At 42.4% G+C, this 23,395-nt stretch carries 24 protein-coding genes; 15 read left to right on the plus strand and 9 right to left on the minus strand.

Annotated features, from left to right (window positions below; all coding sequences use genetic code 11):
- Positions 1 to 26: 26 nt before the first annotated feature.
- Positions 27 to 1,499: an arginine decarboxylase gene (speA, locus tag MY9_RS08080; RefSeq protein ID WP_014663836.1), complete on the minus strand. Its 1,473-nt coding sequence runs from the start codon at positions 1,497 to 1,499 to the stop codon at positions 27 to 29.
- Positions 1,500 to 1,683: 184 nt separating this feature from the next.
- Here speA and MY9_RS08085 point away from each other — a divergent pair, with 184 nt between their 5' ends.
- Positions 1,684 to 1,950, plus strand: coding sequence for a UPF0223 family protein (locus tag MY9_RS08085; protein WP_014663837.1), 267 nt, complete (start codon positions 1,684 to 1,686; stop codon positions 1,948 to 1,950).
- 32 nt (positions 1,951 to 1,982) lie between these two features.
- Here the strand turns inward: MY9_RS08085 and MY9_RS08090 are convergent, their stop codons facing one another.
- Positions 1,983 to 2,621, minus strand: coding sequence for a YktB family protein (locus MY9_RS08090; RefSeq protein ID WP_014663838.1), 639 nt, complete (start codon positions 2,619 to 2,621; stop codon positions 1,983 to 1,985).
- Positions 2,622 to 2,860: 239 nt separating this feature from the next.
- On the opposite strand from MY9_RS08090, the gene MY9_RS08095 reads away from it, so the two are divergent.
- The 3 genes from MY9_RS08095 (at position 2,861) to MY9_RS08105 (ending at position 4,426) form a co-directional block, all read left to right on the plus strand.
- On the plus strand, positions 2,861 to 3,049 hold the full coding sequence (locus MY9_RS08095; RefSeq protein WP_009967148.1) for a hypothetical protein: 189 nt from the start codon (positions 2,861 to 2,863) through the stop codon (positions 3,047 to 3,049).
- Between the two features lie 137 nt (positions 3,050 to 3,186).
- Complete coding sequence (suhB, locus tag MY9_RS08100; protein ID WP_014663839.1) at positions 3,187 to 3,984, plus strand: inositol-1-monophosphatase; 798 nt, start codon at positions 3,187 to 3,189, stop codon at positions 3,982 to 3,984.
- On the plus strand, positions 3,971 to 4,426 hold the full coding sequence (locus MY9_RS08105) for a GNAT family N-acetyltransferase (RefSeq protein WP_014663840.1): 456 nt from the start codon (positions 3,971 to 3,973) through the stop codon (positions 4,424 to 4,426). Before suhB ends, MY9_RS08105 begins: the two co-directional genes overlap by 14 nt.
- Positions 4,427 to 4,487: 61 nt before the next feature.
- On the opposite strand, the gene MY9_RS08110 is transcribed toward MY9_RS08105, so the two are convergent.
- Positions 4,488 to 5,402, minus strand: a complete 915-nt coding sequence (locus MY9_RS08110) for a class I SAM-dependent methyltransferase (RefSeq protein WP_014663841.1) — start codon at positions 5,400 to 5,402, stop codon at positions 4,488 to 4,490.
- 344 nt (positions 5,403 to 5,746) lie between these two features.
- The gene (nprE, locus tag MY9_RS08115) at positions 5,747 to 7,312 is read right to left on the minus strand and encodes a neutral metalloprotease NprE (protein ID WP_014663842.1); all 1,566 of its coding nucleotides are present in this window, start codon (positions 7,310 to 7,312) and stop codon (positions 5,747 to 5,749) included.
- 286 nt (positions 7,313 to 7,598) lie between these two features.
- On the opposite strand from nprE, the gene MY9_RS08120 reads away from it, so the two are divergent.
- Genes MY9_RS08120 through MY9_RS08135 form a run of 4 tightly spaced genes read left to right on the plus strand, consistent with a single transcriptional unit; the run spans position 7,599 to position 10,609 of the window.
- Complete coding sequence (locus tag MY9_RS08120; RefSeq protein WP_081483616.1) at positions 7,599 to 9,539, plus strand: hypothetical protein; 1,941 nt, start codon at positions 7,599 to 7,601, stop codon at positions 9,537 to 9,539.
- Complete coding sequence (locus MY9_RS08125) at positions 9,529 to 9,798, plus strand: hypothetical protein (RefSeq protein WP_014663844.1); 270 nt, start codon at positions 9,529 to 9,531, stop codon at positions 9,796 to 9,798. The genes MY9_RS08120 and MY9_RS08125 overlap by 11 nt, the downstream gene beginning before the upstream one ends.
- Positions 9,798 to 10,319 carry an RNA polymerase sigma factor YlaC gene (ylaC, locus tag MY9_RS08130; RefSeq protein ID WP_041521505.1) on the plus strand — a complete coding sequence of 174 codons (522 nt, stop codon included), beginning with the start codon at positions 9,798 to 9,800 and terminating at the stop codon, positions 10,317 to 10,319. The genes MY9_RS08125 and ylaC overlap by 1 nt, the downstream gene beginning before the upstream one ends.
- A complete protein-coding gene (locus MY9_RS08135; RefSeq protein WP_014663846.1) occupies positions 10,316 to 10,609 on the plus strand; it encodes an anti-sigma factor family protein in 294 nt (97 codons plus the stop codon). The genes ylaC and MY9_RS08135 overlap by 4 nt, the downstream gene beginning before the upstream one ends.
- 38 nt (positions 10,610 to 10,647) lie before the next feature.
- On the opposite strand, the gene MY9_RS08140 is transcribed toward MY9_RS08135, so the two are convergent.
- The gene (locus tag MY9_RS08140; protein ID WP_014663847.1) at positions 10,648 to 11,259 is read right to left on the minus strand and encodes a hypothetical protein; all 612 of its coding nucleotides are present in this window, start codon (positions 11,257 to 11,259) and stop codon (positions 10,648 to 10,650) included.
- Between the two features lie 272 nt (positions 11,260 to 11,531).
- Entirely contained in the window at positions 11,532 to 11,720 is a 189-nt protein-coding gene (locus tag MY9_RS08145; RefSeq protein ID WP_014663848.1) for a YlaF family protein, read from the minus strand.
- Between the two features lie 112 nt (positions 11,721 to 11,832).
- Here MY9_RS08145 and typA point away from each other — a divergent pair, with 112 nt between their 5' ends.
- Both typA and MY9_RS08155 read left to right on the plus strand, forming a co-directional pair.
- Positions 11,833 to 13,671: a translational GTPase TypA gene (gene typA / locus MY9_RS08150; RefSeq protein ID WP_003232278.1), complete on the plus strand. Its 1,839-nt coding sequence runs from the start codon at positions 11,833 to 11,835 to the stop codon at positions 13,669 to 13,671.
- A gap of 56 nt (positions 13,672 to 13,727) precedes the next feature.
- A complete protein-coding gene (locus MY9_RS08155) occupies positions 13,728 to 14,045 on the plus strand; it encodes a YlaH-like family protein (protein ID WP_003232274.1) in 318 nt (105 codons plus the stop codon).
- 53 nt (positions 14,046 to 14,098) lie between these two features.
- On the opposite strand, the gene MY9_RS08160 is transcribed toward MY9_RS08155, so the two are convergent.
- Both MY9_RS08160 and MY9_RS08165 read right to left on the minus strand, forming a co-directional pair.
- Complete coding sequence (locus tag MY9_RS08160) at positions 14,099 to 14,308, minus strand: YlaI family protein (RefSeq protein WP_003232271.1); 210 nt, start codon at positions 14,306 to 14,308, stop codon at positions 14,099 to 14,101.
- Positions 14,309 to 14,390: 82 nt separating this feature from the next.
- Positions 14,391 to 15,020, minus strand: coding sequence for a YhcN/YlaJ family sporulation lipoprotein (locus MY9_RS08165; protein WP_014663849.1), 630 nt, complete (start codon positions 15,018 to 15,020; stop codon positions 14,391 to 14,393).
- 153 nt (positions 15,021 to 15,173) lie between these two features.
- Here MY9_RS08165 and MY9_RS08170 point away from each other — a divergent pair, with 153 nt between their 5' ends.
- Positions 15,174 to 16,502 (plus strand): PhoH family protein, encoded by a 1,329-nt coding sequence (locus tag MY9_RS08170; protein WP_014663850.1) that lies wholly within the window; start codon positions 15,174 to 15,176, stop codon positions 16,500 to 16,502.
- A 2-nt stretch (positions 16,503 to 16,504) separates the two neighbouring features.
- On the opposite strand, the gene MY9_RS08175 is transcribed toward MY9_RS08170, so the two are convergent.
- Positions 16,505 to 16,987 (minus strand): hypothetical protein, encoded by a 483-nt coding sequence (locus MY9_RS08175; protein WP_014663851.1) that lies wholly within the window; start codon positions 16,985 to 16,987, stop codon positions 16,505 to 16,507.
- 102 nt (positions 16,988 to 17,089) lie between these two features.
- Between MY9_RS08175 and glsA the strand changes: the two genes are divergently transcribed.
- The 4 genes from glsA to pyc all read left to right on the plus strand — a co-directional run bounded on the left by glsA (position 17,090) and on the right by pyc (position 23,330).
- Positions 17,090 to 18,019 (plus strand): glutaminase A, encoded by a 930-nt coding sequence (gene glsA / locus MY9_RS08180; protein WP_014663852.1) that lies wholly within the window; start codon positions 17,090 to 17,092, stop codon positions 18,017 to 18,019.
- A 97-nt stretch (positions 18,020 to 18,116) separates the two neighbouring features.
- Positions 18,117 to 18,398, plus strand: coding sequence for a YlaN family protein (locus MY9_RS08185; RefSeq protein ID WP_014663853.1), 282 nt, complete (start codon positions 18,117 to 18,119; stop codon positions 18,396 to 18,398).
- Positions 18,399 to 18,597: 199 nt separating this feature from the next.
- A complete protein-coding gene (ftsW, locus tag MY9_RS08190) occupies positions 18,598 to 19,809 on the plus strand; it encodes a cell division protein FtsW (protein WP_014663854.1) in 1,212 nt (403 codons plus the stop codon).
- Between the two features lie 74 nt (positions 19,810 to 19,883).
- Positions 19,884 to 23,330 carry a pyruvate carboxylase gene (gene pyc, locus MY9_RS08195; protein WP_014663855.1) on the plus strand — a complete coding sequence of 1,149 codons (3,447 nt, stop codon included), beginning with the start codon at positions 19,884 to 19,886 and terminating at the stop codon, positions 23,328 to 23,330.
- Positions 23,331 to 23,395: the final 65 nt, after the last annotated feature.

A 23,395-nucleotide genomic window follows, 5' to 3' on the forward strand; every position in this document is an offset into this window, starting at 1 on the left:
GCTTTAAGCCGCATGCTTTTTATTTTTTATTGAATTGCTTTTTGCTCTTTGATGACCCGGATCATATGTAAAGTCGAGTCCTCGGGTCCTTGAACAGGGAGGCCTGCGTCAAGGTTTTTAAAAATGTAGCTGATGTTTTCTTCTGTAATAATTTCTCCTGGAATGAAGATTGGAATACCAGGCGGATATACCATGACGAATTCAGCGATAATCCGTCCGGATGCTTCTTTCAATGGGATGACTTCCGTATTTGCATAGAAAGCATCACGCGGAGTCATTGCCAATAAAGGTATTTCCGGAAGCAATACCTCAGTTTGCTGATGTGTGACATCTTGTTCTGACATTTGCTGTGCGATCTCAGTTAAAGCCTCTACAAGCTGGTCTGCATCATTTTGGCTGTCGCCAGGAGTGAAAATACACAAAATATTGTACAGGTCAGAAAGCTCAACCTCAATATTAAAGGATTCACGAAGCCATTTTTCAACGTCATGTCCTGTCAGTCCAAGATTTTTCACAGAGATAATCAATTTTGTCGGATCATAGCTGTAAGCTGCTTTCGAACCAAGAATTTCAGAACCGACACAATAAATGCCTCCAATCTGGTTGAGGCGATCTCTCGTCTGATTGGCAAGCTTGAGTGTCTCCTCAGCAAGCTCGCGGCCTTCTGTTGCAAGGCGTTTTCTGGCAACATCCAAAGAAGCGAGAAGCAAGTAAGAAGTTGACGTCGTTGTCAGCATGCTCAGGATGGATTGCACTCGGTCTTTAGATACAAGGCCCTCTCTCATGTTTAAAATCGAACTTTGCGTGAGTGATCCGCCCAGCTTGTGTACACTTGTCGCTGCGATATCAGCTCCTGCCTGCATGGCCGATAGCGGCAATTCGTCGTGAAAGTGAATGTGAACGCCGTGTGCTTCATCAACAAGCACTGGCACATCAAACGAATGAGCGAGTTCCACAATGCTTTTTAAGTCGGCTGCAACCCCGAAATATGTCGGGTTGATGACGAGAAGCCCTTTTGCATCAGGATGTTCGGTAAGCGCCCGTTTTGCAGATTCAAGTGTAATGCCGTGCGAGATGCCCAATTCATTGTCAATTTCAGGATGAATAAAAATTGGAACCGCTCCGGAAAATACAATAGCTGTCATAATTGATTTATGAACATTTCTTGGAATAATAATTTTATCGCCAGGTCCGCAAACAGCCATTACCATTGTCATAATGGCGCCGCTTGTTCCTTGAACAGAAAAAAATGTGTGATCCGCGCCAAATGCTTCAGCAGCAAGATCCTGTGCTTGTTTAATAATGCCTTTAGGCGCGTGCAGATCGTCTAATGGTTCAATATTAATTAAATCTATGCTTAACGCGTTTTCACCGATGAATTGTCTGAATTCCGGGTCCATTCCTGCCCCTTTTTTGTGGCCGGGAATGTGGAATTGAACAGGCTGTCTGCTTGCATGCTTTTTCAGTCCTGTATATAAGGGTGTTTCATGTTGCGACAATTGTTTTCCCACCTTTGTAATCATACCTATGCATAATAGTGTGTATTAAAATCAGTTTCTCAACCGTTTTTTAGACGTAAAACAAATGAATTATATTATGAACTTGAAAGAATGTAAAGAACAATTTATGATCTAATGAAGATGCTTTCTCTTAAAGGAAGTAATTTTATAAGGAGTGAAGAAAATGGAGTACCAATATCCGATGAACGAAGACTGGACAACCGAAGAAGCAGTAGATGTGATTGCATTTTTCCAGCAGGTTGAGCTAGCATATGAAAAAGGGGCAGACCGCGAAGAACTGCTTAAAGCTTACCGCCGTTTCAAGGAAATTGTGCCGGGGAAGGCAGAGGAAAAAAAGCTATGCGGCGAGTTTGAGGAACAAAGTACATATTCTCCATATCGCACGGTCAAACAGGCGAGAGAATCTGATCAGGCGAAGATTAAAATGTAGGAAAAAGAGCCGGGGGATAGCCCGGCTCTTTTTTATGCTTGTGATACTTTTTGGGTGAGACGGTACAGAAAAGCAAGCTGCTTAAAGGCGTCGTCGATATGCTGAAGGAATTCTTGGTTATTCATATTCAATACTTCTTCTTTTTGAAGCTGTATGCCGCATAACAGCTCGGCTTTCTTTACAGTCTGCAAACGCTCAAACAGAGTCTTCAGCTGCTCCTTGTCCATTTCAGACTGTTTATGTACTCCCGGTTTTGTGTGATCCGCGGACCAAACGAAGCTGTCAGGAATATTTTTCGTAATGGTTTCCTGATTTGCTTCAAGCAATTTGCCGTATTCTTCTTTGATAGGGGATTCATAAATAATTGCGAACCACACAAAGACGTGGCTTTCCCATAAACCAATCTGGAAATGCGGCAGTTTTTTATAGCCTCTTTTGCTGTTTGCGAACGCCACCCAGCTGTCAGCAGGGGGATTGACAGATCTTCTTGCGTGCTTTGCCACATGCGGAAACATTTCATCTCCGGTTAATGCTGTTAAAGTCGGGGCAAAATGTTCGCCTAGAGCTGTAAGCTTGGGGCGGACCGTCTCTTTTAATACCTCCATGCGCGCGTCTAAGCCTTCTATTGTAAATGTATTAAAGTCTTCTTCAGTGAAACGCATTTGTGTCATGATTTTCCTCCTTCATGCTAAGTATACATATTTTATCACAGTTCATACGAGCTTCAAAAAGATTGAGCGCGTTTGAAGTAAGGGGAAATGTGGTAATAAACGAATAGGTAAACACACAATTTTCAGAATCATGTTGCGCGTAAATAGAACAATCATACGATATAAGAAGTAATCATTGTTGAATGGCAAAATGGGATGCTTTCTTACAAACAAATGATCTCTGGAAGGGGCGAAAGACAATGAGGCAAGTTGTAAAAGAGGGATTTAAGGAAGAGAAAAACAATCGTGTTGCTGTCTGGAGACTAGAGGTTGATTATGAATTGGCAACCCTATATGAAGCAATGCAAAAAGAAAATGAAGAGCAGATTGAACAAAGCAAAAACAAACTTGAGCGACTTAGAAAAGAATGGATTCGTCTTAACGGGTAAAAAGCGATAGTGAAAACGAACCGCATGAATGGTTCGTTTTTACATGAGAAGGGATATTTTTCATTTTCCTTGCTTTTTCACCGCCGTTATCAGTATCCTATAAAATAAAGGTCTACATAGAAGAGAGGTACGCACGAATGACAAATTGGACGGAAATTGATGAGATTGCAAAAAAATGGATAAGAGAAGCAGGCGCGAGAATTAAACAATCTATGCATGAAAGCCTGACAATTGAAACGAAATCAAATCCGAATGATTTAGTCACCAATATTGACAAAGAAACCGAAAAGTTTTTCATTGATCGAATTCAAGAAACGTTTCCGGGACACCGCATACTCGGTGAAGAAGGGCAAGGAGACAAACTCCACTCACTGGAGGGAGTCGTCTGGATTATCGACCCGATTGACGGGACGATGAATTTTGTGCACCAGCAAAGAAATTTTGCGATTTCAATTGGGATTTTTGAAAACGGTGAAGGAAAAATCGGTTTAATTTATGATGTGGTGCACGATGAGCTGTATCACGCATTTAGCGGCAGAGGAGCTTACATGAATGAAACGAAGCTGGCTCCTTTAAAAGAAACCGTCATTGAAGAAGCGATTCTTGCCATTAATGCAACATGGGTAACGGAAAACAGAAGAATTGATCAAAATGTGTTAGCGCCACTTGTGAAAAGAGTCAGAGGCACACGCTCCTACGGTTCTGCCGCTTTAGAGCTGGCAAATGTCGCGGCAGGAAGGATAGATGCTTACATCACAATGCGGCTTGCGCCATGGGATTATGCAGCAGGCTGTGTGCTGTTAAATGAAGTAGGGGGCATCTATACGACCATCGAAGGATCGGCGTTTACCTTTTTAGAAAACCACAGTGTGCTAGCCGGTAACCCATCTATACATAAAACGATATTTGAAGAGTATCTTCATGCTGGGAAGTAGGCCATTTGAGCAGGATGATCTCAGCTTATTAGAAAAGCTCGCGGAGGCTCATCCTGTATGGAGAGAGGAGGAGTTTGGGGATAAAAATGCAGAAGACTATATCATCTCCTACTCCATGTACAACGGGTCATGGCTTGTGTGGGAAAAAGACGGTCTGCCTGTTGCCGTCAGCTATCATCTCGAATGGTCTCCTTCAAACGGTAAGCCGTGGCTCGGAACGGTGCTGATTGACCCGGCTGAAGAAAAAAAGGGATATGCGAAGGTGATCATTGAACAGATCAGCAAATTGCTTAGAGCGAAACATAAAGCGATGTTTGCGGGTGTTCCCATTGAGCGCAGGGAATGGATATTGTTTTTAAGCCAATGCGGTTTTGAACAGCTGAAAACGGAAAAAGATGAGAAAGGCAAATCATTTATGATCCTGGTGAAGCCTTTAGCATAAGCTGCGTGCGGGTACCATCAAAAGCCTCTCAAGCATTGAGAGGCTTTTAATGATTTAAAAATTATTTTTTTACCGCATGAATATAATGAATCGTTTCAAACGCTGACAAATTGTCTTTTCGATTGCCGAAGAAATGGTCATTAATGTCGTCTGGTGATAGATGTTCATAGATCAGTAAACCAGATGATGCTAACAGGTGTTCAATCTCCTGATAAGCGAAACACGATTTCATCGGTTCTCCGCCTGCGGCAGCCATTTTCACCATATGTTCTACTCGATTCGACGTTCCTTTTGCTGTAAAGAGTGTTTCGTCCGCATAATCAAAAACAATAGAGCTTCCAGCCGGGACATGAGAAAATAAATTGCTGATGAGGCTCGCAATTTCTTCATGCGTTAAATAATAAGACACTCCCAGAAGACTGAAAAATGTTTTTGTGTTCTCAAATCCGTTTTCTATGAGAGGCTCATATGAAAACATGTTGCTAAAATCCATAGGAACAAAATGAAGATGACCCGGAATTGCCAGATTTGCGTCCTTTAGCTTATTTTTTTTGAATTGCTGTGTAGCTGGATGATCCACTTCGAAAACCTGTAAGCTGTTTTCTAATTCTGGATGCCGAAAACAGAAAGTATCCAGTCCTGCTCCAAGAATGACATACTGTTTTGCTCCCAGCATTAATTCATTGTGCAAAACTTTTTCACAATAAGATGCACGTGCCAGGGGCGTGGGCGACAGCTGGATTTGTACAACCCATTTTAATATTTTTTCAGGATCATTTTGAAGACGTTCGGCGATCTCTTTGTTGAAAAACGATATTCCTTGAATCATATTTTCATTGATATTTGTAAACTCTTTTTCATTAATGAGTTCTTTTGCCATAAAATCATCAAAAATAAGAGGGGTGTCATATCGGCTGTGATATGCACGGGCAAAAGCTGAAACCAAAGACGTTAAGCTGGTCTCATTGTTCCGCATGAAATGGTCCTCCCACAAAAAAATAAGATTCCCCCGGCCAGGAGAATCTTATTATACACACAAATATATTAATAGTAAATTTTAGCATAAATAAATTTTTTTGTCAATGTTTTTGCTCTTTACTGGACGCGCAATCTTCACATAACAAGTGTCGCTAGAAGAATTTCTCTATCAATTTTGTGCGTTGAATCAGGGAGGATCGACTGCTGCTTTCCCTGTGCTGCACACTTGCAGCTGTTTTTCGCAAATTGGAAGCGGTTTCTGATCTTTTAACATCATCCTTTCATGCTGAAGAGAGAATGAATACATGTAACAGCCTGAGGGATCTCAGGCTTTTCCTAATATTATAATCCAACAGCATTCCAGGCTGCTTCAACTTTAGAGGCATCAGTAGAGCCGTAAAGGTCACGGGCGGACTGAATGAGAGCTGCCTTGGCATCTTTGAACGTTGAAGAAGGCGTGAGGTACGTTGTTAATGCACGGTAATAGATTTGCTGTGATTTAGATACACCAAGCTTTGTAATTGTGTTGTAAGCGGCTTTGTTTGGGATTCCACTGTTTGTGTGTACGCCGCCGTAATCGCCTTCATCTGTGTTTGGAAGGTTTTGGTAATCAGCGTAATTATCAGGCTGATCGTATTTTGTCGGATTGGACAGGCTGCGGAGAGCAGGCTGGCTGACTGTAATGTCTTCACCGATGTCCCAGTCCTCTGTATCGTTAAAGTAACCGAATACGTCAGAGAATGATTCGTTTAGTGCTCCCGGCTGATTTTCATAAATCAAGTTGGCCGTTTCTTGAGTGACGCCATGAGTCATTTCATGTGCAGTCACGTCTAATGAACCGGAAAGCGGAGAGAAGAATGAACCATCGCCGTCACCGTAAATCATTTGGTCTCCTATCCAGGCAGCATTGTTGTACTTAGTGCCATAATGAACGGAAGAAACGATTTTACTGCCTTTGTTATCATAGCTGTTTCGTTTAAAGTTTGAATAAAAATAATCGTACACTTTTCCGAGGTTATAGTGTGCGTCAACGGCTGCCCGCTGTGATGAAGAAGTAAATGTTTTCGTTGTGCTTGAGACAAGCGTGCCCGGAAGGCGGCTTTGTCTGTTTTGTAAGTCATATGTGATGATTTGGGTGCCTGTTGGTTTTGAAAGATCTCTAAGAACGTATTTTCCGCTTTCATAAGAGATGTTCAAAGGAACAGTTGCGCCCTTTAGAGTTGTTCCGCTTCCAGTGGCGGCGGCATGTTCTACTTTATTTTGCTGTTTTAAAATGCTGCCTGTTTCGGCGTCAACTAAGACTTCCCAGTTTGCAGGTTCAGGCTCGACATAGCGAATCGTCACGTCGTAAGCAAGACGATAGCTGCCGTCCTTTGTTTCTACAGCTTTTAATTCAGCTTTATCGCTGTTTTTGGCCGCTCCGTTAGAGACAGCGTCTGGTGATTTGCCGATAGCTTTGAAAGCAAGTGCCAGTGCTTTTTCAGAGGAGACTTTTTGGCTGTTTTCTGTTTTTGCAGCAGATTGATTGTGTAATTCACCATTGATCGCATAGACATTGTCGGATTTATCGACGTGAACGATCACTTGCGAATCTTTAATCGGCACTCCGTTAACGACAGGCGCATATCGGAAGTGCTTGTACCCAAGAGCATCAGTCGTGCTTTCAACAAGCTTCAGCCTTTTGGCAGGATCACCTTTAAAAATGTTGCTGTTCTTTTTCAAAAATTGTTTGACAGCCTTGTCATTTGGTGCAGATAGTTCTGATTGAGCAATTGCGTTTTTGGAGAGGAAATTTGTTTGATTCTCTTTAAGCTGATGACCTTCAGCAGCCTGAACACCTGGAAGGCTGATTGATAAACTCATAAACGAAGCAGCGACAGCAACAGACAATTTCTTACCTAAACCCACAATGAATCCCCCTTTTTGAAAATACTGAAAAATCTTTATATTGTTATATTAAACTAGCATTCTGGAATACTCAACAAAAACTAACATAACTAGACAAAATTGATAATATTGTCCTGTGTTTGTTTTTGTTGAATAATATCAAGATGAGTCAAGTGTCATGTGATGGTTCATTTAAGAGTTATGTTTTTTACATATCAAGGGGAAGATGAGATATTTTTGTTTCATCTTGAAACTTTTTGAAAAGTCCGCTGTCTAACCGAATGAGGCCTTAATAAGAAGTAAAGGATTGTTGTTCGTGTTGGAGTTATTCAGTCATTATGTATTGCATTTCGAACGTTATTTTATATTAAGCAGACAAAGCACGCTGCTGATTCAATGGTCAATTGTTGTTCTGGCGGGCTTATATCTTTTGGTGCATCATCCCAAAATAAACCGGCAGCGCACAATGTTCTTGGCGGGTGTTATATTGCGGATTGTGCTGCTGGCAGGGGTGTCTGTTGAACTTATTCACCAGGTGGAATCAACAAACTTCACGAGCGTGTACTTAAGAGAGGACGGAAATGAACTGCTGCCGCTGCTGCATTTTTTGTTATACGGATATGTGCTGCTGACGGCTTTTCACTATATGCTGATGCCTCGTGATCATGGCGGAAAGGGTAAGTTTTATACGTTCGACCTGGCCGTTGTCAGTTTGCCAATCGTACAAATGATTTTTAGTTTCTTTTCGTATTGGAAGGAATACCCGGATGGGATGGAGCCGATCGTATTCATGTTTCTGTTTTTCATCATCACTCTTCCCATTGTGTTGAATGTAGTGTTTTTCAAGCTGTATTGGAGAACGAATAAGATCTTACTAGGTTTATTTTATACGTTGATTATCGGACTGCTTGTCTTGCTGCTTGCGCCATATCCCAATCAAATCTCAAAAGATTATGGTGCAGTAATGCCATATACGATTTATTTGACAATGGCGGGATTTTTGATGAGCTATCATCTGTTCCAAAAGTCAGGAAAGGTTTATGTGCGTGTGAATAAGTGGCTGCCGATGGCTGTCATGGTGTTTTTTGTCCTCCTCTTAAATCCGATATATAACATAGCAACGGCTGCTTTCGCTGTATCAAAACCGATAAATGTCCATGATTCATTCAATTTTGTCGGGGAGCACATTTCATCAGAAAAAGCGGAACAGATACTAAAGTCATTTTTTCCTACGGATGAAACACTTTATTTGCACGATACGAACATGGATGTGCATTATTTCTACTCATTTGAAAGCAAGAGTTATAAAGCTGAGGTAGATGAAGTATCGCAGCTGATTCGCAATTATGAATACTTGGAAAAAGCGCATGGGAAAAAGCTAACGAATCAGGAGTACAAGCGGAAGTCTATCGCTTTCCTTGAGCGACACGGACGTGTGTTACATGAGGATCATATCGAAACAAAGGTATCTAATGAGGACGGCCAGACAGTCGTACGTATATACCTGAAAAACCGACTTCATAAAAAAGATCATGCTGATGATGGCGCGGTATTTTATTGGGAAAAGGAAACCTTAATGGGTTTTAGTGAAGATCCTTCGATTTATCAGCTTGACTCTCTGTTGCATGTTCATATAACAGAACAAGACATTCACGACAAAGTGGAACAAATGTTTACAGCGCTGAACATATCAAAGCAGCCTTATCAGATCACTGGTATTGAAAGCGACAGCCTGCTCGGAAGCATGGTGCGTGTTGAAACAAAAGATGGAATTATATTGGAATTTGATGGAGAACACGGTAGTTTACACAGTCTCTCAATTCCAATGAAAAAGGAAATTTCACTGACTAACAGCCGGCTGCAGCAGCAGGTATTAACGGTCTTTGATGCTGATGTATCAGAAATGAAGAAAAAAAGCAGGAAGAGTGACTTGGTAATGTATACTGATTCTTCTAAAGCATATGAGTTTTTTGAAGATCAAGGTCAGCTAAACGTTTATGCATACAGCGAAACACCTGATCAGGCATTCCCCTTTACGTATCGTAATGGAACATTGGCTTACGAAAAAGTAGCTTCTCTATATCAGGGTGTCATTTACAAAAAGCGTATGCGTCCGATTATCGTTCAAAGAGGGGATGAACGGCATTATGCATGGCTGATCATTATTCAGCCGTTTGGTTCAAATCGCCATGATGCCTATGTAGTGGATGGAGAAACACAAGAGGTGAAAAGTCTTTATGAATCATAAAGAAAAAGAGTCCGTTTTTTTAGACTTATACGACCTGTATAAAGAAGGAGAGTTAGAGAATGAATCAATGGAATGGATGAAACAGCATGAGTCCCTATTTGAAAAGAATGCGGAAGACTTAAAGAGTAAAACTTGTTTAAAGAGAAGCCCTGGTGCTGAGGAAGAAAGCCAAATGAGATATATGAAAGTATACCTGTCTTCCATGTATATCTGTTTCATTTTATTGGCCATTTGGATGACGGTGTGGTTTTACTTTTAATGAAGCATAGGAATTCCATTGAGGACTTGTATCGGCAGTATTATCAAGAAATTTTAAATTATTTATTCAGAAGGACTCATCACCTTGAAACAGCCAAGGACTTAGCGCAAGACACGTTTGTGAAAGCTCTTAACGGCCTGGCCTCGTTTAGGGGGCATTCTTCCATCAGAACATGGCTCTACACCATTGCCCATCACACCTTTATCAATTGGTACCGCAGGGATGTCAAATACCAATTTACTGATATCAGCAAAAATGAAGGGTTAACGCAAACAACTTATGAGCAGCCTGAACAGTATCTGTCACGGACGGTAAAAAGCGAAACGCTGCGGCAGGAGCTCCTGAAGTTAAAAGATCAGCATCAATCCGTTTTGATTTTAAGAGAATTCCAAGAGCTTACTTATGAAGAAATCGCTGAGATATTAGGATGGAGTCTTTCTAAGGTGAAAACCACATTGCACCGGGCTAGATTAGAGCTGAAGAAAAACATGACGAAAAGGAAAGAGGAGGAGCGGATATGACGTGCTTTCTAGTAAGAGACCTGCTTCCTCTGTATCTTGAGGGTGATTGTAAAAGAGAAACGGAACACATCATAGAAGAGCATTTAAAAATATGCAGCAACTGCAAAGACATGTATGACACGATGGCTGAGCCATTTGAATTGGAAAGTGAGCAGGCTGTTGAGGAGGCTTTTCTGCCGGAAGAAGAAATGCGTTTTAAACAGAGGTACTATGGTTTACTGATCATAAAAGCTGCCTGCTGGTTTGGAGTAACGTTTGCCGTGATGCTGATCATCAAACTGCTGATATAAAGCAAAGCGCTTGTCCGTCTGACAAGCGCTTTTTTAGATTAAGCCTGGGGATGAATCATATCGTAGATAGCGGCAAGCTGTTCTTGTGACAGGGCACTGAAGAGTTTTTCATAAACGTCAGCTTGCATTGGCGTTGCGCCTGCTTGTACCGCTGCATCTTTATCATAGCTGTATACATCATCTTGCAGCACAATGGCTGCTTGAAGAATGTGAATCTTTAAGGAAACAGCGGAGAAAAATTGTTCAAGTGCAAGTGCTTCTTTTTCTGTGAAGCCAAGTTCAACTGCTTTTTCTGTATCGAATTTATAATCTCCATCCTCGAGATACACACATTGTGAAACAATGCTGAAAAATTCTGATGTCGATTCCCACAATTTTGCGATGACTTGAGCCTCTTCTTTTGTCATTCCTAACTCGACAGCTTTTTCGCTGTCGAAATAATATACACCGTCTTGTTCGTATATACACTGGTTTAGAATATCAATAAATGCATTGATATCTTCGTTTGTGACTGTCTGATGCTGAACATAAACATCAGTGTGATCAGCCGGTGTTTTTGCGCTGGCTGCATCAGGGCCGAACGTTAATAGAGCAGCTGAGGTCATTGCGGCAGTCGTTAGCATCGCTTTTTTTACAAATGTGTTCTTCATGTTTCTTCTCTCCCTTTTATGAATTGTGCTACAAATTCCATTATAGGGAGTGATTACCGGTAGAGAAATAGGCGCTATGGTATTTTATGTGTATCGTTGTCGAACTACTTTTTGAAGGCTGCGTGTGTGATCGTTAGAACGATTGTCTATGTATGAAGGATGATTTGCATCTTCCTAACTAAGAAACAGGGGAGATAAGGCTTAAAGAAATGAAAAACACCGCTTTCTTTGCGGTGTTTTTTGATTACAATGTCGCCGGCGGGGCAATGCTTTTAATCAAGCAAACCCTGTTCGCGCATTTTCTTTTTCAATGTAAATCCGCCGCCCATAACGGCGCAAACAAGTACAATGCTGGCGATAATGCCAATAACGCTTTTTTCAGCGATAAAGACGCCGATCAGCATAATGCTGAAAACCGCTGCAAATGCAAATAATAGTAAAAGCCAATTCGTTTTTTTCATATTTTCCATCCCCTTTTACGTCTTATATTAAGTTTACTGAAAAACGTGACGCTTTTAAAGAGGATGTGTGGTATAATATGAAAGTTATCTAATTTTTTTAGGAGATGAAAAAGTGAAACTTCGAAATGATCTTCGCAACATCGCGATTATTGCCCACGTTGACCATGGGAAAACGACTTTAGTCGATCAGCTTTTACATCAGGCTGGAACATTCCGTGCCAACGAACAGGTTGCTGAACGCGCAATGGACTCTAATGATCTTGAACGCGAACGCGGCATTACAATTTTGGCGAAAAATACTGCGATTAACTATAAAGATACACGTATCAATATTTTGGACACCCCTGGACACGCAGACTTTGGGGGAGAAGTAGAACGGATTATGAAAATGGTTGACGGCGTAGTGCTTGTCGTTGACGCATATGAAGGCTGTATGCCTCAAACTCGGTTCGTTCTGAAAAAAGCTCTTGAGCAAAACCTGAACCCGGTTGTTGTTGTAAACAAAATTGACCGTGACTTTGCCCGTCCTGAGGAAGTAATCGATGAAGTTCTTGATCTGTTCATTGAGCTTGATGCCAATGAAGAGCAGCTCGAGTTCCCAGTAGTATATGCTTCCGCGATTAATGGAACAGCGAGTCTTGATCCGAAACAACAGGATGAAAACATGGAAGCTTTATATGAAACAATTATTAAGCATGTTCCGGCACCTGTTGATAATGCAGAGGAGCCGCTTCAATTCCAAGTTGCCCTTCTTGACTACAACGACTATGTAGGCCGTATCGGAATCGGACGCGTATTTCGCGGCACGATGAAAGTCGGACAGCAGGTTTCTCTTATGAAGCTTGACGGAACGGCTAAGTCATTCCGTGTAACAAAGATTTTTGGTTTCCAAGGCTTAAAGCGTGTGGAAATTGAAGAAGCAAAAGCGGGAGACCTCGTTGCGGTATCCGGGATGGAAGATATCAACGTTGGTGAAACGGTATGCCCTGTAGACCATCAAGATCCGCTTCCGGTGCTTCGCATTGATGAGCCGACACTTCAAATGACATTTGTCGTGAATAACAGTCCGTTTGCAGGCCGTGAAGGCAAATATGTAACGGCTCGTAAAATCGAAGAGCGTCTTCAATCACAGCTTCAGACGGATGTGAGCTTGCGTGTAGAGCCGACAGCTTCACCTGATGCTTGGGTTGTCTCCGGACGCGGTGAGCTGCACTTGTCAATTTTAATCGAAAATATGCGCCGTGAGGGCTATGAGCTTCAAGTGTCAAAACCTGAAGTTATCATCAAAGAAATTGACGGCGTACGCTGTGAGCCTGTTGAGCGTGTGCAAATTGATGTGCCTGAAGAACATACTGGCTCTGTCATGGAATCAATGGGAGCACGCAAAGGCGAAATGGTGGATATGATCAACAATGGAAACGGCCAAGTCCGTCTTATCTTTACAGTTCCTTCCCGCGGATTGATCGGTTACTCTACTGAGTTCCTATCATTAACACGCGGATTCGGTATTCTGAACCATACGTTTGACAGCTACCAGCCGATGCAGGCGGGCCAAGTCGGCGGACGCCGTCAAGGTGTGCTTGTGTCAATGGAAAACGGAAAAGCGACATCTTATGGTATTCAAGGAATTGAAGACCGCGGTGTTATCTTCGTTGAGCCGGGAACTGAAGTATACGAAGGAATGATCGTTGGAGAGCATAATCGTGACAATGACCTTGTTGTTAACGTCAGCAAAATGAAACAACAAACAAACGTTCGCTCTGCGACAAAGGATCAGACAACTACAATTAAAAAAGCGCGCATCATGTCTCTTGAGGAGTCTCTAGAGTACTTAAACGAAGATGAATATTGTGAAGTAACACCTGAATCCATCCGTTTAAGAAAGAAAATCCTCAATAAGAATGAACGTGAAAAAGCGGCTAAAAAGAAAAAAACAGCAGGATTGTCTTAAGCTCGTGCAGAATTTGAAAAGATAGAACCCGTACGTTTACAGGGGAGGGAATCTTTTTGAATGACGTAAGCGAACGCCTGTCGTTCTTCGCCGCTCTATATCAAGTAGACCGGCAGCCTGCGGCAGGCATGTGGCTGCTGTACGGCACGATTTTTGTGTTGGCCGTTATTGTATTTAAGCTTGGATTTGCTAAACGGCTTCCTGTGTTAAAATCAGCGGTGGTGTATGTATTTCTTGCTTTAGGCTGCACTGTTTTGACTTTTTTAGGAGTGTTTTTGCCCGTGGCAGAAGGATTGGTCGTCGCTGCGCTGATTTTAATCATTTACAAAATTCGGCTGTATCAGTCGAAAAAGGGACAGTCTGCAAAATCATAAAAGACTCAGCTGAAAGCTGAGTCTTTTTTTGTTCTGTATGTTAAGCGGCCGCTTTATTTTTTGACTTTTTCTTTTTTCTGCTGTCCCGGGTGAAACGTAAATTTTCCCGTTTTCAGCCGTTCTTCTGTTTTTTTGGCAATCCGATCGTGGCATTCCTGGCACATATATGTATGGATTGGGCGGTTTCGAAGCCGTTTCGCGATCAGGGTATCATCATCAATTGTTTCAATTTTATCGCAAATAGAACATTTGACCCTCATCATATCACCTCTTTCACTAACATGTATTATAGCACGGATCAGAAGCTGTCCAAAATAAGAAAAAGCTAAAGCGCAAGGCTATAGCTTAATCATTGTTGTTCTTTTTCATATGATGATCTGATTGATCGTTTTGTTCCTTCTCCATTTCCTGCTGCTGTTTTCTATTTAATTGATCATTTTGCTGCTTTGTTTGCGGCTCGTCTTCATTGTCAATCACATCGTTAGGCACTTCGGGAAGCACTCTGCCGACAATCGCAGCTAATTCATCCAGTATGCCTGTTACCGGATGGCCCTCACTGATTTCTCTGCTCATTTCACGCAGGCGGCTGACCGTATCGGGATCTGCAATAACAACTGCGTTGGCGCCATATCGATCATTTTTTAGAGCCTGTGCTACAGAGTATTTGATGGTTTCCACTTTGCTTCTGTCCAAAGTGTCATCGACATCAATCCCAACAACAGCATAACCTCCCAGCACAACAGCTGTTGCATCCTTGACGTCGGGGTTTCTATCAGCAACGCTGACCAGATGCTTGGCTATATCCGCTCTAGTTCCATTGTCTTTTGTTTCCTGAGTTGTGTCCTTTACATGAATCGGTTTAGTCTCCTGCTGTCTTGTTGATTCCTTTTCAACATTCTGGTCCTGTTTACCTTGTTGATAGGCACAAGCGGACAGGATAAGCGTCAGCTGTATGATAATGAAAAGAATTCGCACTTGCGGGTCCCTCCTTGAAATGCTTTCATTAATTTTATTGTTGAATTAACCTTCTATCTTTATGCACAAAAACATATATTTTAGCAGGCATTCACCTTTTTCATCAAAAGAGAAGCAGGAAGAACTTTGACCCTTATATCAGGAGGCTGAGACTTGAGTAAAATTTATGTGTTAGATACGAATGTGTTATTACAGGATCCTAACGCGATATTTTCTTTTGAAGAAAACGAGGTTGTCATCCCTGCTGTCGTATTAGAAGAGGTTGATTCAAAAAAACGGTATATGGACGAAGTTGGGAGGAATGCAAGGCATGTATCTAAGCTGATCGATGCGCTAAGGCAAAAAGGCAGGCTGCATGAGCATGTGCCGCTTGACACTGGCGGCACACTGAGAATTGAACTGAATCATCGTTCGTTTCACCAGCTGCAAGAGATCTTTATTGAAAAGACAAACGATAATCGCATATTAGCTGTGGCGAAAAACCTAAGTCTAGAGGAAGAAACAAAGGAAAATGGCAGGCCGGTTATCCTCGTCAGCAAGGATGTACTTGTTAGGGTTAAAGCGGACGCAATTGGACTTCTTGCCGAAGATTTCTTAAATGACAGGGTTGTGGACAATGATGAAATGTACAGCGGCTATAAAGATATATACATCAGCCAGCAGCTGTTCAGCTCTTTTTACGGGAAAAACCAAATTTCAGTAAACGATGTGAAACAGCATGCGTTTTATCCGAATCAATTTGCTTTAATGAAGGATGAGCTGGGAGGGTCCTCCTCGGCTGTCGGGATTGCAGATAAAACCGGAACGGTATTAAAAAGACTCGTATTTGATGATGAACATATATGGGGGATCAGGCCGAAAAATGTACAGCAGACAATGGCGTTAGAGCTTTTGCTGCGGGAAGATATTCCGCTTGTTACCCTGATCGGAAAAGCAGGGACCGGAAAGACGCTCTTAGCCTTGGCGGCAGGGCTATTACAGACAGAAGACTTGGGAATATATAAAAAGCTGGTCGTCGCAAGGCCAATTGTTCCTGTTGGCAAAGACATCGGGTATTTGCCAGGCGAAAAAGAGGAAAAGCTAAAGCCTTGGATGCAGCCGATTTTTGACAACTTGGAGTTTCTGTTCAATGCGAAAAAACCAGGGGAGCTTGAGGCTATTTTGGCGGGAATTGGCTCAATTCAGGTAGAGGCGCTGACTTATATCAGAGGGAGAAGCATTCCAGATCAATTTATTATCATTGATGAAGCACAAAATTTGACCAGGCATGAGGTAAAAACATTGCTAACGAGGGTCGGTGAGGGCAGTAAAATAGTCTTAATGGGCGATCCTGAACAAATTGATCACCCATATTTAGACAGTCTGAACAATGGTTTGGCCTATGTGGTCGAGCGGTTTAAAGGACAACCCATCTCAGGCAGCGTGAAGCTGTTAAAAGGTGAGAGATCAGGTCTCGCCCAGCTTGCCGCTGACTTGCTGTAACATTAAATGATTTCGATTTCTTTTAAATCGGTAATCGGCTGTTTATGATGAACCGGATCTTCAAAGTAAATATGCACGGGGCCGCCTTCTTGAATCGGCTTGCCTGCCTCACTGAAATGGACAATACTGTTCAAAGCGGTTTCCAGAGAAACGGCGGCCTTTCCTGAACTTGTGACAAATACACATTGTGTCGCAGAGCTGTTCGGCTCGGCATTTTTCAGCACAGTCCCAAGTCTCATTGCAAAACTGCCGTTCATCAGTTTTTGCTTCTCGTATTGTTTTTCGGTCTTTAAAGTCGGCGGCGCAATCCGGCCCTCTCTGATGACGCGCTCTGAATCAAGCTCGGATTCATCCCCGGTAGATTGTAATGTGTCTTGACTGTCCCCTTTGCGGTCAAACGAAAATTTGCGATCATCAAAAATCCAGACGCTTGGATCAATGGTAATCGGATATGTAACATTGCCTTTTACTTGGATAACGCTCATAATATGACCCCCTTCTCTCAAAATTATAAAAGTTTTCGCATGAATTGTCACTTTGTGTACAAATTATGTGTATTGAAATGCTGAGGGAACGAGGGTGTTTGCATGGTATGCCGGCATAATGATGAGCTTGAAGCCTTAGTGAAAAAGGCGAAAAAAGTAACGGATAAGGGGGAGGTAGCCAGTTATATTCCTGCCTTGGCAAAAGCTGATAAACACGATCTGTCAGTGGCGATTTATTATTCCAATAATGTTTGCCTGTCAGCAGGTGACGTAGAAAAAACATTTACGCTTCAAAGTATATCGAAAGTCCTTGCACTTGCTTTGGTGTTAATGGAATACGGCAAAGATAAGGTCTTCAGTTATGTTGGACAGGAGCCGACCGGTGATCCGTTTAATTCAATTATCAAGCTGGAAACAGTAAATCCAAGCAAGCCGTTAAACCCTATGATTAATGCCGGGGCATTGGTAGTGACAAGTCTGATTAGAGGAAGAACGGTGAAAGAGAGACTTGATTATTTGCTTTCTTTTATTAGAAGGCTGACAAACAACCAAGAGATTACATACTGCCGGGAAGTGGCTGAATCCGAATACAGCACTTCAATGATTAATCGGGCAATGTGTTATTATATGAAGCAGTACGGCATTTTTGAGGATGATGTAGAAGCAGTAATGGATTTATACACGAAGCAATGCGCGATTGAGATGAGCAGCTTGGATTTAGCGAAAATCGGATCTGTATTTGCATTGAACGGCAGAAATCCTGAGACTGGGGAGCAGGTCATCTCAAAAGATGTCGCAAGAATTTGCAAAACATTTATGGTGACGTGCGGAATGTACAATGCAAGCGGGGAATTCGCAATTAAGGTCGGAATCCCTGCGAAAAGCGGCGTATCCGGCGGGATTATGGGCATTTCACCTTATGATTTCGGGATCGGTATTTTCGGTCCGGCATTGGACGAAAAAGGCAACAGCATTGCAGGTGTAAAGCTATTGGAAATCATGTCTGAGATGTACAGACTGAGTATTTTTTAATTTATGTCATCTGCTTAAATCCTCTTGCATTTTCTGCTGATACCCTTTATGATAAATAGAAGAATTAGGTACTCGCCTGGGGAACGGAGGGATACTTTTGGCTTCAGAGATGATAGTTGACCATCGGCAAAAAGCTTTTGAACTCTTAAAAGTTGACGCTGAGAAGATTTTGAAGCTGATCCGAGTACAAATGGATAACTTAACGATGCCTCAATGTCCTCTATATGAAGAGGTCTTAGATACTCAAATGTTCGGGCTTTCGAGGGAAATCGATTTTGCTGTCCGCCTGGGATTGGTTGATGAAAAAGACGGTAAAGACCTTTTATACACATTGGAACGTGAATTGTCTGCATTGCATGACGCGTTTACAAGTAAATAAATGATAAAACTCAAACTTATTAACAGTTTGGGTTTTTTTATAACCGCTATTTTTCTCTCTTAAAGACGGTCTTTTTTTACACATTCCTTCCGAATCGTATAGAGATTCTTCGTCTCGTTTGATAAATTGTAGTAAAATAAAAAAGATAAATACATAAAAACCATAGTTAATGGAAGTTAGAAGCAGGGAAGAGGATGTTATGTTAAAAAAAATGCTAAAATCTTATGATTACTCACTGATATTCGCAATTGTTTTACTGTGCGGATTCGGTTTAGTGATGGTATACAGCTCAAGCATGATTACGGCTGTCTCCCGGTATGGAGTAAGCAGTAATTTTTTCTTCATGCGGCAGCTGTTTGCTTTAATTGCGGGTGGCGCTCTATTTATTCTCATGGCGTTGTTTCCTTATAAAGCACTGGCCCATCAAAAGTTTCAGAAGGGGATACTGCTTGTATCTGTTCTTGCGCTTATCTCACTGTTTGTTTTCGGGCATGTTGCCGGAAACGCGCAGAGCTGGTTTAAAATCGGCGGAATGAGTATTCAGCCGGGGGAATTTGTGAAACTGGTCGTGATTTTATATCTTGCAGCCGTATATGCAAAAAAACAAAGTTATATCGACCATCTGTTAACGGGAGTAGCCCCTCCGGTAGTCATGACGCTTGTGATTTGCGGGTTAATTGCCATGCAGCCAGATTTCGGTACAGCCATGATTATCGGGTTAATTGCGACGTGCATGATCTTGTGCTCCGGCTTCAGCGGAAAGACACTGATGAGGCTTGTCATACTGGGCGGAATTGTTTTGATTTTAGTCAGCCCGATTATCTATTTGAATCAGGATAAAATTTTAACTGAAGGCCGTTTAGCGCGTTTTGAGAGTCTTGAAGACCCATTTAAGTATGCAAATTCATCAGGTTTGCAAGTGATCAATTCTTATTATGCGATCGGCTCAGGCGGCATTTTCGGTCTGGGGCTCGGTGAAAGTATCCAAAAATACGGATATCTGCCTGAATCACACACTGACTTTATTATGGCTGTCATTGCTGAAGAGCTCGGCATTTTTGGGGTATTGTTTGTGATTTTCTTATTGGGTTTTGTCGTCATAAAAGGTTTTTATATTGCCAGAAAATGCGAGGACCCGTTTGGAAGTCTTCTAGCGATCGGCATTTCAAGCATGATTGCCATCCAGTCGTTTATTAACCTTGGCGGTGTCAGCGGATTAATTCCGATTACAGGGGTTACCCTGCCATTTATCAGTTACGGGGGCTCTTCTTTGGTGCTGCTGCTGGGGAGTATGGGGATATTAGCGAATATCAGCATGTTTGTAAAATATTCAGAGAATAAGAAAAAGAGAGAACCCTTGGCGACGAAGGGACTGAAAAAGAAACAGCTTAAAAAAACTGTTTATCAGTAAAAAACAAGTGTGTACAGGGGAAGGATATTCCGCTATGATAGATTATATTCCATTCGGGTAAGGGGGAAAAAAGTTTGTCTCAGCAATCGATACAAAAAGTATTAGTAGCAAACAGGGGAGAAATTGCAATCCGAATATTCCGGGCGTGTACCGAGTTGAATATTCGTACAGTTGCGGTCTATTCAAAAGAAGATTCCGGTTCCTACCATCGGTACAAAGCGGATGAAGCATACTTAGTCGGTGAAGGGAAAAAACCGATTGATGCTTACCTGGATATTGAAGGGATCATTGATATTGCGAAAAGAAACAAAGTCGATGCAATTCATCCGGGATACGGTTTCTTATCTGAAAATATTCATTTTGCGAGACGATGTGAAGAAGAAGGCATCGTATTCATTGGTCCGAAATCCGAGCATCTCGATATGTTTGGTGACAAGGTAAAAGCGCGTGAGCAGGCAGAAAAAGCCGGAATCCCCGTGATTCCCGGAAGCGACGGTCCTGCAGAAACGCTTGAAGCTGTTGAACAATTTGGACAAGCTAACGGTTATCCGATTATCATTAAAGCTTCGCTTGGCGGCGGCGGCCGCGGTATGAGGATTGTCAGAGCTGAAAGTGAAGTCAAAGAAGCATATGAACGTGCAAAATCAGAGGCGAAAGCAGCCTTTGGCAATGATGAAGTTTATGTAGAAAAATTAATTGAAAATCCGAAACATATTGAAGTTCAGGTGATTGGAGACAAGCAGGGCAATGTCGTCCATCTTTTTGAAAGGGATTGTTCCGTTCAACGACGCCACCAAAAGGTCATTGAAGTGGCGCCAAGTGTGTCGCTGTCACCTGAATTAAGGGATCAAATTTGTGAGGCGGCTGTTGCGCTTGCGAAAAATGTAAACTATATAAATGCGGGGACGGTCGAATTCCTTGTTGCAAACAACGAGTTCTACTTTATTGAAGTAAATCCTCGCGTGCAAGTTGAACACACGATAACAGAAATGATTACGGGTGTCGATATTGTTCAAACACAGATCCTTGTTGCCCAAGGGCACAGTCTTCACAGCAAAAAAGTAAATATTCCTGAGCAAAAAGACATTTTTACAATCGGCTATGCCATTCAGTCACGAGTTACGACTGAGGATCCGCAAAATGATTTTATGCCTGATACAGGAAAAATTATGGCTTACCGTTCAGGCGGCGGTTTTGGTGTCCGTCTTGATACCGGAAACAGCTTCCAAGGCGCCGTGATCACACCATACTATGATTCACTGCTCGTTAAGCTTTCAACTTGGGCTTTAACGTTTGAACAGGCGGCTGCCAAAATGGTACGAAACCTTCAGGAGTTTAGAATCAGAGGCATAAAAACGAACATTCCGTTCCTTGAGAACGTTGCAAAACATGAGAAGTTCCTGACAGGGCAATATGATACGTCTTTCATTGATACAACGCCTGAATTATTTATTTTCCCTAAACAAAAAGACCGCGGAACGAAGATGCTCACTTACATCGGCAATGTGACAGTGAACGGCTTCCCTGGAATCGGAAAAAAAGAAAAACCGGCGTTTGACAAGCCGTTAACCGTAAAGATAGACGCTGATCAGCAGCCCGCCAGAGGAACAAAGCAAATTCTCGATGAAAAAGGTGCAGAAGGGCTTGCAAATTGGGTTAAGGAGCAGAAATCTGTCCTTTTAACTGATACGACATTCAGGGATGCCCACCAATCGTTATTGGCAACTAGAATCAGATCGCATGATTTGAAAAAAATCGCAAATCCAACGGCTGCATTATGGCCTGAACTGTTCAGTATGGAAATGTGGGGAGGCGCGACCTTCGATGTAGCCTACCGATTCCTGAAAGAGGATCCGTGGAAACGTTTGGAAGACCTTCGTGAAGAAGTGCCGAATACCTTATTTCAGATGCTGCTTCGCTCATCAAATGCGGTCGGCTATACGAATTATCCGGACAATGTGATTAAACAATTTGTGAAGCAATCAGCTCAATCGGGCATTGATGTGTTCCGTATTTTCGACAGCTTAAACTGGGTAAAAGGAATGACGTTAGCCATTGATGCCGTTCGGGATACAGGCAAAGTGGCAGAAGCGGCGATTTGTTATACGGGAGATATCCTTGACAAGAACCGGACGAAGTACGATCTTGCTTATTATACATCGATGGCGAAGGAGCTTGAGGCGGCCGGTGCCCATATTCTCGGGATTAAAGATATGGCAGGGCTGTTAAAACCGCAGGCTGCATATGAACTCGTTTCAGCGTTGAAAGAAACGATCGACATTCCGGTTCACCTTCATACACATGATACGAGCGGAAACGGTATTTATATGTATGCAAAAGCTGTGGAAGCCGGTGTTGATATCATAGATGTGGCGGTCAGCTCAATGGCGGGATTAACGTCACAGCCTAGCGCGAGCGGATTTTATCATGCGATGGAAGGCAACAACCGCCGTCCGGAAATGAATGTTCAAAACGTTGAATTGCTGTCCCAATATTGGGAGTCAGTGCGTAAATATTATAGTGAATTTGAAAGCGGAATGAAGTCTCCGCATACTGAAATTTATGAGCACGAGATGCCAGGGGGCCAATACAGCAACCTGCAGCAGCAGGCCAAGGGAGTAGGTCTTGGCGACCGCTGGAATGAAGTCAAGGAAATGTACAGACGCGTGAACGATATGTTCGGTGACATCGTCAAGGTAACGCCTTCTTCAAAAGTAGTCGGAGATATGGCACTCTATATGGTGCAAAACAACCTGACTGAAAAAGACGTTTACGAAAAAGGCGAATCATTAGATTTCCCTGATTCTGTTGTGGAGCTTTTCAAAGGGAATATCGGGCAGCCTCATGGCGGATTCCCGGAAAAACTGCAAAAGCTGATCTTAAAAGGGCAGGAGCCGATTACAGTCAGACCGGGCGAACTGCTTGAGCCGGTGTCATTTGAAGCGATCAAACAGGAATTTAAAGAGCAGCATAACTTGGAAATTTCAGATCAGGACGCTGTGGCGTATGCCCTTTATCCTAAAGTTTTCACTGATTATGTGAAAACGACAGAAAGCTACGGAGACATCTCGGTATTAGATACACCGACATTCTTCTACGGCATGACATTAGGTGAAGAGATAGAAGTTGAAATTGAGCGCGGCAAAACGCTGATCGTTAAGCTGATTTCAATCGGTGAGCCTCAGCCTGACGCCACTCGCGTCGTTTATTTCGAACTGAACGGGCAGCCGCGTGAAGTAGTCATTAAAGATGAAAGCATTAAGTCTTCCGTTCAGGAAAGGCTGAAAGCAGACCGGACAAATCCAAGCCACATTGCAGCTTCCATGCCTGGAACCGTTATTAAGGTATTGACTGAAGCAGGTACAAAAGTCAATAAAGGTGATCATTTGATGATTAATGAAGCGATGAAAATGGAAACAACGGTTCAAGCCCCTTTCTCAGGAACAGTCAAGCAGGTTCATGTGAAAAATGGCGAGCCGATTCAAACGGGAGATCTGCTCCTCGAAATTGAAAAAGCATAAAAAACAAAGAGTGTATATCATTTGATATACACTCTTGTTTTTTATGGGAAATGCGGAGTGAAACT

The sequence above is a fragment of the Bacillus sp. JS genome (genome assembly GCF_000259365.1).
Taxonomy (GTDB): Bacteria; Bacillota; Bacilli; order Bacillales; family Bacillaceae; genus Bacillus; species Bacillus stercoris.